Origin of the sequence: Bradyrhizobium sp. SZCCHNS1022, from assembly GCF_032484835.1 — a bacterium.
Classification (GTDB): domain Bacteria; phylum Pseudomonadota; class Alphaproteobacteria; order Rhizobiales; family Xanthobacteraceae; genus Bradyrhizobium.
The window spans coordinates 1,144,868-1,156,720 of sequence record NZ_JAUETT010000001.1; the positions used below are offsets into that span (position 1 = coordinate 1,144,868).

General features: G+C 63.3%; 11 protein-coding genes. 6 read left to right on the top strand and 5 right to left on the bottom strand.

The annotated features are described in order from the left end of the window. Positions 1-27: 27 nt before the first annotated feature. The gene (locus QX071_RS05130) at positions 28-489 is read right to left on the bottom strand and encodes a MarR family winged helix-turn-helix transcriptional regulator (RefSeq protein WP_409977485.1); all 462 of its coding nucleotides are present in this window, start codon (positions 487-489) and stop codon (positions 28-30) included. Positions 490-760: 271 nt separating this feature from the next. Between QX071_RS05130 and QX071_RS05135 the strand changes: the two genes are divergently transcribed. The 5 genes from QX071_RS05135 to fahA all read left to right on the top strand — a co-directional run bounded on the left by QX071_RS05135 (position 761) and on the right by fahA (position 6,374). Then, the gene (locus QX071_RS05135) at positions 761-2,398 is read left to right on the top strand and encodes an FAD-dependent oxidoreductase (protein ID WP_315703120.1); all 1,638 of its coding nucleotides are present in this window, start codon (positions 761-763) and stop codon (positions 2,396-2,398) included. A 9-nt stretch (positions 2,399-2,407) separates the two neighbouring features. Continuing rightward, positions 2,408-2,647, top strand: coding sequence for a DUF2783 domain-containing protein (locus QX071_RS05140; RefSeq protein WP_315701957.1), 240 nt, complete (start codon positions 2,408-2,410; stop codon positions 2,645-2,647). Between the two features lie 9 nt (positions 2,648-2,656). Further along, positions 2,657-3,616 (top strand): MBL fold metallo-hydrolase, encoded by a 960-nt coding sequence (locus QX071_RS05145; RefSeq protein ID WP_315701956.1) that lies wholly within the window; start codon positions 2,657-2,659, stop codon positions 3,614-3,616. After that, on the top strand, positions 3,613-4,959 hold the full coding sequence (gene hmgA, locus QX071_RS05150) for a homogentisate 1,2-dioxygenase (RefSeq protein ID WP_315701955.1): 1,347 nt from the start codon (positions 3,613-3,615) through the stop codon (positions 4,957-4,959). Before QX071_RS05145 ends, hmgA begins: the two co-directional genes overlap by 4 nt. 140 nt (positions 4,960-5,099) lie before the next feature. Beyond that, complete coding sequence (gene fahA / locus QX071_RS05155) at positions 5,100-6,374, top strand: fumarylacetoacetase (RefSeq protein ID WP_315701954.1); 1,275 nt, start codon at positions 5,100-5,102, stop codon at positions 6,372-6,374. Positions 6,375-6,451: 77 nt separating this feature from the next. Here fahA and QX071_RS05160 read toward each other — a convergent pair whose 3' ends face one another. Next, complete coding sequence (locus QX071_RS05160; RefSeq protein WP_315701953.1) at positions 6,452-6,928, bottom strand: Lrp/AsnC family transcriptional regulator; 477 nt, start codon at positions 6,926-6,928, stop codon at positions 6,452-6,454. 121 nt (positions 6,929-7,049) lie between these two features. On the opposite strand from QX071_RS05160, the gene hppD reads away from it, so the two are divergent. Then, a complete protein-coding gene (gene hppD, locus QX071_RS05165; RefSeq protein WP_315701952.1) occupies positions 7,050-8,168 on the top strand; it encodes a 4-hydroxyphenylpyruvate dioxygenase in 1,119 nt (372 codons plus the stop codon). A gap of 30 nt (positions 8,169-8,198) precedes the next feature. Here hppD and QX071_RS05170 read toward each other — a convergent pair whose 3' ends face one another. From QX071_RS05170 to QX071_RS05180, 3 genes are all read right to left on the bottom strand, one after another. After that, entirely contained in the window at positions 8,199-9,512 is a 1,314-nt protein-coding gene (locus tag QX071_RS05170) for a hemolysin family protein (protein WP_315701951.1), read from the bottom strand. Positions 9,513-9,675: 163 nt separating this feature from the next. Next, on the bottom strand, positions 9,676-10,689 hold the full coding sequence (locus QX071_RS05175) for an MBL fold metallo-hydrolase (protein WP_315701950.1): 1,014 nt from the start codon (positions 10,687-10,689) through the stop codon (positions 9,676-9,678). A gap of 81 nt (positions 10,690-10,770) precedes the next feature. Then, positions 10,771-11,802: an amidohydrolase family protein gene (locus QX071_RS05180; protein WP_315701949.1), complete on the bottom strand. Its 1,032-nt coding sequence runs from the start codon at positions 11,800-11,802 to the stop codon at positions 10,771-10,773. Positions 11,803-11,853: the final 51 nt, after the last annotated feature.

An 11,853-nucleotide genomic window follows, 5' to 3' on the forward strand; every position in this document is an offset into this window, starting at 1 on the left:
CTCCGCTCTGCGTCATGACGGCGCCGATCAATACGCTTCCTTTGCGTCGGCCTCTTCGCTGGTCTGGATCAGGCCGAGGCTCTCCTCGATCTTTCCGATCAGGCTATCGAAAATCTTGCGCTCCTGATCCGACAGGCAGGACATGATCTCGCGTTCCTTCCGCTGCAAACGGGGGATCAGTTCCTCGTACAGTGTCTTGCCCTTGCGGCTGAGGCGAAGCCGGAACTCGCGGCGATCATCGGCATTTTCGACCCGTTCGATCAGTCGCCGCTCCAGCAGCGTCGTGACAGCGCGGCTGATGGTGGATTTGTGCGTGCGCGTGCAATGGGCGACATATTGCGCACTGCAGGCATCGCGGCGGAAGCCCAGCGTTGCCAGCACCCGCCATTCCGGAATGTCGAGACCGTAACGCTCGCGATATTCGCAGGCGAGCGCCGCGCTGACCTCGGCGGCGAGCCGATTGAGCCGGAACGGCGTGAATTTGAACAGATCGAGCCGCTCCGATCGCTGTGGCGTCGCGACATCGCGTGTTGCCTCGGTGGTCTTCGCCTGTTGCCGGGCGGGGCTCACGGACGATTTAGCCAAGACGGGCTCCAATTTTTTGAGTTGACGCGGCCGAGGCCGTCGGGTGTAAGATAGTCGCAGATGCGACTATATGGCAAGATGCCGGTTGCGCATCGTTGGAAACGTCAAAAACCACTTCGATAAGAACGCCGGCGACAACGGCGGTCGCGAGACAGGCGAGCAGGGCACGCGAGCGATGGTGCAGGCCAATTCGGCAGAGACCACGGGCAAGGCCAAGGTTCAATTCGGCTATCGGCGCCATCCGGACCAGGATAGCGGCGAGCCGGCCGAACATCCGGTCGTGGTGGTCGGCGCCGGTCCGGTCGGCCTCTCCTTTGCGATCGACTTGGCGCAGCGTGGCCACGCGGTGGTGCTGTTGGACGACGCCGACCGCATCGGCGAGGGATCGCGTGCGATCTGCTTTTCCAAGCGGGCGCTGGAATATTGGGATCGGCTCGGCGTCGGCGACCGCATGGTCGATAAGGGCGTGGTGTGGAACGTTGGTCGGATCTTCCACGGTCCTGCAGAGCTCTATCAGTTCAACCTGCTGCCCGAACCGGGCCACAAGCGTCCGGCGTTCATCAATCTGCAGCAGTTCTATGCCGAGGCCTATCTGGTCGATCGCGTCAACGAACTGCCGGCCATCTCGCTGCGCTGGCGCAACAAGGTCGCCGCGCTCGAGCAGAGGAACGATCATGTGCTGCTGACGGTCGAGACGCCGGATGGGCCGTATCGGCTCTCGGCGCAGTATGTCATCGCCTGCGACGGCGCGCGCTCGACGCTGCGCCAGATGGTCGGCGCCGACTTTTCCGGCAAGGTGTTCGAGGACCAGTTCCTGATCGCCGACGTCAAGATGGCGGCCGATTTTCCGACCGAGCGCTGGTTCTGGTTTGATCCGCCGTTTCATGCCGGACGCTCGGCGCTCTTGCATCGGCAGCCGGACGACGTCTGGCGCATCGACCTGCAGCTCAGCCGTTATGCCGACCCTAACGTCGAGAAGCAGCCCGAGAACGTGCGGCCTCGGATCGCGCGGATGCTGGGCCACGATGCGTTCGAGTTCGAATGGATCTCGCTCTACAAATTCCAGTGCCGACGGATGGAGCGGTTCATCCATGGCCGCGTCATTTTCGCAGGCGATGCCGCGCACCAGGTCTCACCGTTCGGCGCGCGCGGCGCCAATTCGGGACTGGAGGACGCAGAGAACCTGGCCTGGAAGCTCGATCGTGTGCTGCGCGGCTTCTCACCGGCAACTCTGCTCGATACCTATCACCTGGAGCGGAGCGCGGCAGCCGACGAGAATATCCGAGAGTCTACGCGCGCGACCGATTTCATGGCGCCGAACTCGCATCAGGAGGCGCGCCTGCGCAAGATGGTGTTGGCGCTCGCCAAGGAGACCGAGTTCGCCAAGCGCATGGTCAACGGCGGCCGGCTCTCGGTGCCCTCGGTCTATGACACGCCGCTTTCGACGGCTGATGCCGAGTTCTGGCAGGGCGGATCCTGCCCCGGCACGTCCATGGCGGATGCGCCGCTGCGCGATTCCGAGGGTCGTCCGCTGTTCCTGACCGACGCGTTCAGCTCAGCGGGGCGGGGCTTCACGCTGCTCTCCTTCGAAAACGGTTGTGCCGCCGATGACCTGCCGGACGACATGGGCGCGATCAGGATCGGCGGCGCACGCGGCTTGATCGACGCGGAAGGCTTGGCTCGCACGCGCTACGGCGCCGATCCCGGAACGTCCTATCTGCTGCGGCCGGACGGCTACGTCGCCGCGCGCTTCCGGCATCCGACGCGCTCCGCGATCGAGGCCGCGGTGGCGCGTGCAGCGGGATTGAATTGAGGTGGGCGCATGACGCTTTCGACCAGCTCCAATTTCAGCAAACCAGACGACGCCTTCCGTGCCATCGTCGAGGCGCATCGTGGCCTGTCGGACATCGAGAGCGCCGATCTCGATGCCGCGCTGGTTCTCATTCTGGCCAACCACATCGGCGACATCGGCGTGTTGCGCGAGGCGATCACGCTCGCCAAGCGGCGCACGATGGAAGCCGGTCAGCAACAACAGGCAGCCGCACCGGAGCTGCAGAGATAGGGAATCATGATGGCGAAAGGCTTTGCATCCACCGGGGACCTCGCGGAGAAAAAGGTCACCTTTTCCGAGATCGGTCCTGATCTCTACGCGTTCACCGCCGAAGGCGATCCGAACTCGGCGGTGATCGTCGGCGACGACGGCTGCATCGTGTTCGATGCGCAGGCGACGCCGGCAATGGCGAACAAGGTGATCGAGCGTGTCAGGAAGGTCACCGACAAGCCGATCAAATATGTCGTGCTCTCGCACTATCACGCCGTCCGCGTGCTCGGCGCCTCGGCCTACCACGCGCAAGGCATCGTTGCCTCGCAGGAGACCTATCGACTGATCGCCGAGCGCGGTCAGCAGGATTGGGATTCCGAATATGGCCGCTTTCCCCGGCTGTTCCAGGACGCGGAGAGCATTCCCGGCCTGACCTGGCCGACGCTGACCTTCGAAGGCGAAATGTCGATCTATCTCGGCAAGCGCGAGGTGCAGCTGATCCAGATCGGAGCCGGACACACCTCGGGCGATATCGTCGCCTGGGTGCCGGACGCCGAGGTGATGTTCTCCGGCGACCTGATCGAATATCACTCCGCCTGCTATTGCGGCGACGCTTACTTGCGCGAATGGCCTTCGACCTTGAACGAGGTGCTGGGCTTCAACCCCAAGGCTATCGCGCCCGGCCGTGGTGACGCGCTGAAGGGCACCGCGACCGTACGCGAGGCGATCGCGATGACCCGTGACTTCGTCGGTTCACTCTATGGTGCAGCGGAGATGTCCGTCGCCAAGGGCCGCAGCCTGAAGGAGTCGATGGCGGCGACGCGCGAGGTGATGGATCCGAAATTCTCGAGCTTCGCGATCTATGAGCATTGCCTGCCATTCAACGTGTCGCGCGCCTTTGATGAGGCGAGTGGCATCGAAGAGCCCGTGATCTGGACGGCGGAGCGCGATCGCGAAATGTGGGCCCGCCTGCAAGGAGACGCGTCATGAACATCAACACCGCGCCTGGCAAACTGAACCAGGCTTCGTCGCAGATCACGCCGGGCTATATGTCCGGCTTCGGCAATTCGTTCGAAACCGAGGCGTTGCCGGGGGCCTTGCCGATCGGGCGCAACTCGCCGCAGCGCTGCGCCTACGGCCTCTATGCCGAACAGCTCTCCGGCTCGCCATTCACAGCGCCGCGGGGGGCCAATGAGCGCTCGTGGCTGTATCGCATTCGTCCCTCGGTCAAGCACTCCGGCCGCTTCGCCCGCGTCGAGGCCGGGCTTTGGCGCACGGCCCCCTGCCACGAGCAGGAGATCACGGTGCAGCAATTGCGCTGGGATCCGACGCCGATTCCCGCAGGCGAGGTGACGTTCCTGCAGGGCGTGCAGACCATGACGACCGCGGGCGACGCCGCAACGCAGGCCGGCATGGCGGCGCATGTCTATGTCATCACCAAGTCGATGGTCGATCAGCATTTCTACAATGCCGACGGAGAGCTGATGTTCGTGCTGCAGCAGGGTAATCTGCTGTTCGTCACCGAGTTCGGCCGCATCGACGCGGAGCCGGGCGAGATCGTGGTGATCCCGCGCGGGGTCAAGTTCCGGGTCGAGCTGCCGGCGGGCGCTGCACGCGGCTACCTCTGCGAGAATTATGGCGGCGCCTTCACCTTGCCGGAACGCGGACCGATCGGTGCCAATTGTCTCGCCAACGCACGCGACTTCCTGACTCCGGTGGCGTCGTACGAAGACAAGGACACGCCGACCGAGCTCTATGTCAAATGGGGCGGTGCGCTGTTCAGGACCGAGCTGCCGCATTCGCCGATCGATGTGGTCGCCTGGCACGGCAACTACGCGCCCTACAAATACGACCTGCGCACCTTCTCGCCGGTGGGCGCGATCGGTTTCGATCATCCCGATCCATCGATCTTCACCGTGCTGACCTCGCCGTCGGAGACGGCGGGCACCGCCAACATCGATTTCGTGATCTTCCCGGAGCGCTGGATGGTGGCGGAAAACACCTTCCGCCCGCCCTGGTATCACATGAACATCATGTCGGAGTTCATGGGCCTGATCTATGGCGTCTATGATGCCAAGCCGCAGGGCTTCGTACCCGGCGGCATGAGCTTGCACAATTGCATGTTGCCGCATGGCCCGGATCGCGAGGCGTTTGATCATGCGAGCGATGGTGAATTGAAACCGGTCAAGCTCACCGGGACCATGGCCTTCATGTTCGAGACGCGGTTCCCGCAACGGATCACCAGGCATGCCGCGGAGTCCGGCACGATGCAGGAGGACTATGCCGATTGCTGGAACGGTCTGGAGAAGCGGTTCGATCCAACCAGGCCGTAGCCATAAATCTCGCCGCCATTCTCGGGCGCCGCTTCGGCGGTGAGCCTGGATTCCATGACGACGGTCGTGCGTATGGATTCCAGGCTTGGCCCTGTCGGGCCATCCCGGGATGACGAGAGAGAGTCAGTAGGATTATGACATTGCCCCATCCCAACGATCCCTCGCTCCGTTCTTTCATCCCGGTCGATCCGGCCTCCGACTTCCCGATCCAGAACCTGCCCTATGGCGTGTTCTCGGCGGCCGACTCGCCGCAACGTCGTATCGGCGTTGCCATCGGCGATTTCGTGCTCGACCTCGCCGTGCTCGAGAGCGAAGGATTGATCGACCTTGCGCCGGCTTATGACGTGTTTGCGCAGGACTCGCTAAATCCATTCATGTCGCTCGGGCCCGCGGTCTGGTCGAAGACGCGGGCACGGATCAGCGAGCTGTTGCGCCATGACAATCCGGAGCTGCGCGACAACAAGGCGCTGCGCAGCCGCGCGGTGCTCGCCCGCGCCGGCGTGACGATGCACCTGCCGTTTCACGTGTCCGGCTACACCGATTTCTATTCGTCGAAGGAACACGCCACCAATGTCGGCGTGATGTTCCGCGGCAAGGACAACGCGCTGCAGCCGAACTGGCTGCACATGCCGATCGGATATAACGGTCGCGCCTCGACCGTTGTCGTGTCGGGCACCAAGGTGCAGCGTCCGCGCGGACAGCTCAAGCCGCCGAGCGTGGATGCGCCGAGTTTCGGTCCCTGCAAGCGGCTCGATTTCGAACTGGAAATGGGCGTCGTCATCGGCCAGCCCTCGAACATGGGCGAGATGCTGACCGAGGTGCAAGCCGAAGCCATGATCTTCGGCTTCGTGCTGCTCAACGACTGGAGCGCGCGCGATATCCAGCAATGGGAATATGTGCCGCTCGGGCCATTCCAGGCCAAGGCATTCGCGACGTCAATCAGCCCGTGGGTGGTGACGCGGGAGGCGCTGGAGCCATTCCGCGTGGCGGGGCCGAACCAAGAACCGACGCCGCTGCCCTACCTGCAGCAGAAGGGCGCGCAGAACTACGATCTCGAGCTCGACGTCTCCTTGCGCGCTCCCGGCATGAAGGCGGCGCAGACGATCTGCCGCACCAATTTCAAATACATGTACTGGTCCAGCGTGCAGCAGCTGATGCATCATGCATCGAGCGGCTGCGCCATGAGCATCGGCGACCTGTTAGGAAGCGGCACCATCTCCGGTCCCGAGAAGCATCAGCGCGGCAGCCTGCTGGAGATCAGCTGGAACGGCACGGAGCCGGTTGAGCTTGCTGATGGCATCAAGCGCTCGTTCCTGGAGGACGGCGACTCGCTCGCCATTCGCGGCTGGTGTCAGGGCGACGGCTATCGCATCGGATTCGGCGAGGTTGAGGGGACGGTCGCAGCGGCCGGATGAGCCCCGTCATTCCGGGTTCGCTCATTTCATTCGCGCCCCGGAATGACGGTTGCAGTATGAACCGTTACTGGATGACCTCAACGCGCGATCGCCCGCAGGGGCAGCTTCGCGCTTTCCTTCAACCGGTCGAGCACGATCGACGAGCGCACATGGGCGACGCTCTGGTGCGGCATCAGCACGTTGTTGACGATGTCGGACAGGCTCTTGAGGTCGCGCAGCACAGCCTTGAGCAGGTAATCGGCATCGCCGGTCAGCGCATAGGCTTCCTGGATCTCCTCGACCCGATTGACGAGTGAGCGGAATTTCTTGGCATTGTCCGGCGAATGGGTCGCCAGCGTGATCTGGATGAAGGCGATCAGCTCGAAGCCGAGCGCCGCACCCGCAAGTTCGGCGCGATAGCCGGATATCACGCCTTCCTCCTCCAGCCGCATCCGCCGCCGCGAGCACTGCGAGGCGGAGAGGCCGGCGATGTCGGCCAGCTCCTGGTTGGTGAGGCGGCCATCGTCCTGTAGGGCGGCCAGGATCTTGAGATCGAAGGCGTCGACTGAAATCATGCATCAATCCTGTATCCAATGCACGGATCGTGCACATCCGGCTGAAAATGGCAATCGTTTGCACGCCCCGTGCAGGTCCCGTGAGCCAGGATGCCTGATCGACATTTGGGAGAATCCGCCGATGGGTCCGTTTCCGCACGATGCGCCGCCTGCCACGATCTCGGCCGACAATCCGATGGGCACGGACGGGTTCGAGTTCGTGGAATATGCGCATCCGGAGCCCCCGCAACTGCACGCCCTGTTCAAGCTGATGGGGTTTGTGCCGGTTGCCCGCCACAAGACCAAGGCGATCACGTTGTATCGCCAGGGCGACATCAACTATCTGGTCAATGAGGAGCCGGGCAGCCATGGCTGCAGCTTCGTCGCCGAACACGGCCCCTGCGCGCCGTCGATGGCGTTCCGGGTGGTCGATGCGAGGGCCGCTTATGATCGCGCAGTCGCGCTCGGCGCGGAGCCGGCCGATGTGTTACCTGCGCAGAAGACGCTGGATGTGCCGGCCATCAAAGGCATCGGCGGCAGCCTTCTGTATTTTGTCGATCGCTACGGCGCCAAAGGCTCGGCCTATGATTACGAATTCGATTGGCTCGGCGCGCGCAATCCAAGCCCGACCGGCGCGGGCCTCTATTATATCGACCACCTGACCCACAACGTGCATCGTGGCCGCATGAATGTGTGGGCCGGCTTCTATGAGAAGCTGTTCAACTTCCGCCAGATCCGCTTCTTCGATATCGAAGGCCGCGCCTCAGGCCTGTTTTCGCGGGCCCTGACCAGTCCCGACGGCAAGATCCGGATTCCGATCAATGAGGACGCCGGCGATTCCGGGCAGATCGAGGAATATCTGAAGCTCTATCGCGGCGAGGGCATTCAGCACATCGCCTGTGGGGCGCGCGACATCTATGCGACGGTAGAGGGGCTGCGGGCCGCCAGCCTGCCGTTCATGCCGTCGCCGCCCGCCACCTATTTCGAAAAGATCGATAGCCGGCTGCCGAAACATGGCGAGGATGTCGCCCGCCTCAAAGCGAACGGCATCCTGATCGACGGCGAGGGCGTCGTGGACGGCGGGCACACCAAGGTGCTGCTGCAGATCTTCTCGGCGAACGCGATCGGACCTATCTTCTTCGAGTTCATCCAGCGCAAGGGCGACGACGGCTTCGGCGAGGGCAATTTCAAGGCATTGTTCGAGTCGATCGAGGAGGATCAGATCCGTCGCGGCGTGTTGAAGGTCGAGGCGGCGGAGTAGATCTCGATCAAAACCGACCCCGCCGCAAATCTACGCTGCCGGCGGCGTACCGTTCTCATCCTGCGGAAGCCGCATCGCCAGGATCTTGTCGATGCGGCGGCCATCGAGATCGACGATCTCGAAGCGCCAGCCGTTGAGATCGAAGCTCTGGCCCACGTGGGGAACGCTGCCGAAATGCTGCAAAACGAGGCCCGCTATCGTGTGGTAGCCGCGATGTGGCGGCACCTCGATCGACAATAGGTCGGAGAATTCATCGAGCGGCATCCAGCCCGAGATCAGGTATGAATCGTCTGCCCGCCGAACATAGGCGGGTTCGGGTGGCCCCTCTTCGGAGGTGAAGGCGCCGACGATCGATTCGAGAATATCCGCGGCCGTGACCACCCCGTCGAAGGCTCCGTATTCATCATGTACGAGCCCCATATGCACGGGCGAGCCCTTGAGAATCGCGATCACATCGCGGGCATCGACGCTCGAGGGAATGATCGGCACCTCGCGCACCAGGCTGCGCAGATCGGGTGTTTCGTCGCGCAAATAGGCCGCGAGCAGGTCCTTCGCCTGTAGCACGCCGATCGGACGGTCGCGCTCGCCATCGGATACCGGCAGGCGCGAATGCGGGCTCTTCGCCAGCAATTCGCGGATTGCCTTGGGATCATCGTTGAGATCGATGACGTCGACCTCGGGCCGCGGCGTCATGATGGCGCCGACGGGACGATCGCCGAGCCGCATCACACCGGCGATCATCTCCTTCTCGCCGGGTTCCAGCACGCCTGCCGTTTCCGCTTCGCGCACCAAATGATGGATCTCCTCCTCGGACACTTTGTCGTCGGAAACGCCGCTGCGGCCGAGCAACTTCAGGATCAGCTTGCCGGAAACATCGAGCAGCACGACCAGCGGCAGCGAGACTTTTGCGAGCAGCTGCATCGCCGGCGCGACCCTGACGGCGACGGCTTCGGGATCGCGCAGCGCAAGCTGCTTTGGCACCAGTTCGCCGACGATCAAAGTCGCATAGGTGATGCTGGTCACGACAAGGCCGACCCCGGCGATGTCTGCGAGCGACGGCGACAGGCCAAGGTCGAGCAACCACTGCGTCAAGCGCTGGCCGAGCGTGGCTCCGGAAAACGCGCCCGAGAGCACGCCGACCAGCGTGATCCCGATCTGGACCGTCGACAGGAACTTGCCGGGATCGGCGGCCAGTGTCAGAGCGCTCCGTGCGCCTCGGATGTTCTTCTCGGCCAGCAGCGCCAATCGCGCCGGACGCGACGAGACGATCGCCAACTCCGACATCGACAGCAGGCCGTTGATCACAATCAGGACGATGACGATCGCAAGTTCAACCGAGAGCATGGGAGCCTTCGTTGCGCCGATACGGCGGGAATCGATCCTGGCTCCCTTATATAGGATCGCGGCCGCCGTTTCGCGCCCGAATGCCGGCTGGCGACCGCATCAAGCGAACCTCGGAAGCGGAGCACGAGGAGATTCCAAGTTTCGATCAACTCCCCCGACCGTTTCACACGACCATCAGGTCCTTTGCGACGATGATCTTGCCCTTGAAGTATTTTGCCGCCCCCTCGCGCCAAGTGTCGTCGGCAATGCTGTCGAGCGGGGGCGTGAGATGCGACATGATCAGCGTTTTGACGCCCGCTTCCTGCGCGATACGACCGACGTCCTCCGATGGCGTGTGATCGGCTTTCATATGCGCCATGAAGTCATCGAACTTGACCGGCTGCCCTTTGGCGATTTCCGCTTTGACGTAATTCTCCACGGCTGGAACGTACATGGTCTCATGCACGAGCACGTCGGCGCCCTTGGCCATCACCGCGATCGCCTCCAGCGGCGCAGTGTCGCCGGAAAAGGCGATCGAGCGGTCCTTGAAATCGAAACGATAGCCGAGCGCCGGCTTTACCGGCGGATGCTCGACCACGATCGAAGAGACCTTGACGTTATCGTCCTGCATCACCGGGCCGGCGCCGGAGATTTCCTTCACACTGATTTCAGTTAGCGGCTTCGCGTGGAAGTCCTCAGCCCAGAAATCGACAGTCTGCCTGTAGGCGCGCAGGAAGTCCTCCGTCATCTGCTTGAGCGGTGGCGGACCGTAGGCGCGAACGTCGGGCGACAGACCGTGTATCCAACCGACGATCAGTAACGGGCCGTATTCGATATTGTGATCGGCATGGTGGTGGGTGATGAAGATAGACCGAAGCGCACTGAACGGGATACCGGTGTGTGCGTATTGATCCGTGACCCCCATGCCGCAATCGAGCACATAGGCCGAGCCGTTGCTAAGCATGACGTGCGAGGTCATCCGCCGAGAGCGGCCGGGCACCGGACCGGCGCCGGTGCCGAGCAGCACCAGCTTGGTGCCTTTGGCGCCTTTCAATGCGGCCTGGGCCTGTTGCGGTGTCCAGCGCGGTCCAGCTGTCTGTGCGGCCGCCGGGGAGGCCGTGCTCAAGGCAGGCGCCGCGGCGAGCCCGGCAAGGACATGACGGCGCGAAAGCCCAGGCAGGCGTGAGGTGTTGGTCACGATTTCTCTCCTTGCAGGCCTGACGTTTGCTGTTCTCTCTGCTCTGGTTGGTCGATGCGGCTCCGATCGATTGAAGCGGGGCTATAGGCGCAAGATCTTCTCGGCGTTGCCGTGGCACACCTTAGCGCGCGCGATTTCGCTGATCGGCGCGGATTCGATGAAGGCTCCGGCGGTCGTCGAATCCTCATAAGGATAGTCGACCGAGAACATCACACTGTCTTCGCCGAGCGCGGCAATCGCGCCGACCAGCGCATTCGGATCGCAGACGCCGGACGTGGTGATCATGATGTTGCGCCGGATGATGGTGGAGGGCAGATCGTCGCGCGGAAGCTTTTCGCCCAGCTCCATCTCCCAGCGGCTATCCAGGCGCCAGAGCAGGTGAGGCAGTGTCTCTCCCATATGGCCGAGGATGATCTTCAACCGCGGAAAGCGCTTGAAAGTACCGGCGAAAACGAGCCGCAGCGCGTGCGCCGCGGTGTCGGCGGTCCAGGCCCATACCGGTCCGTCGAGCTCAGGCCGGCCCGCAAACATCGCAGGTTGGTCGGCGAGTTGGCCGGGATGGAGGTACACCGGGACATCGAGGTCGTGCACGCGCTCCCAGAACGGCAGGTACATGTCGGCGTCGAGATAGTGCCCGGCGGTCTGCCCGTTGATGAGCGCGCCTTTGAAGCCGAGCTCCCTGACCGCGCGCTCCAATTCAGCTCCGGCGGCGACGCCATCCTGTGTGGGAAGATGGGCAAAGCCCGCGTATCTGTGCGGTCGCTTCTGTACTTGCCGCGCCAGCACGTCGTTGGCCTCGCGCGCGAGGCGAATTGCCAGATCAGTATCCGCGACCGCCTGAACGCCCGGCGTGGTAACCGACAGCACGGAAAGTTCGATGCCCGCGGCGTCCATCGCCTCCAGCCGCAGCTGGTCGAAGTCGGCGAGGCGGCGTTCGATGTCCGCGAATAGCGTGTCGCTCCGAGTCGGCCTCGCGACGTATGTCTTGGCAAGTTCGGGGGTCGAATAGTGCTCTTCGAGGGCGATCTTACGGATGGGTCGCGTAGCCTTGGTCTCGGCGCTGAGCCCCTCGGTCACCGCAATTCGCCCATCGCTCCGGCGGAGGTCGATCATGAGCAGGTGGCCCCGTCATCCGCGAGCCCGCCGCAGTGAGTGCCGTTTGTC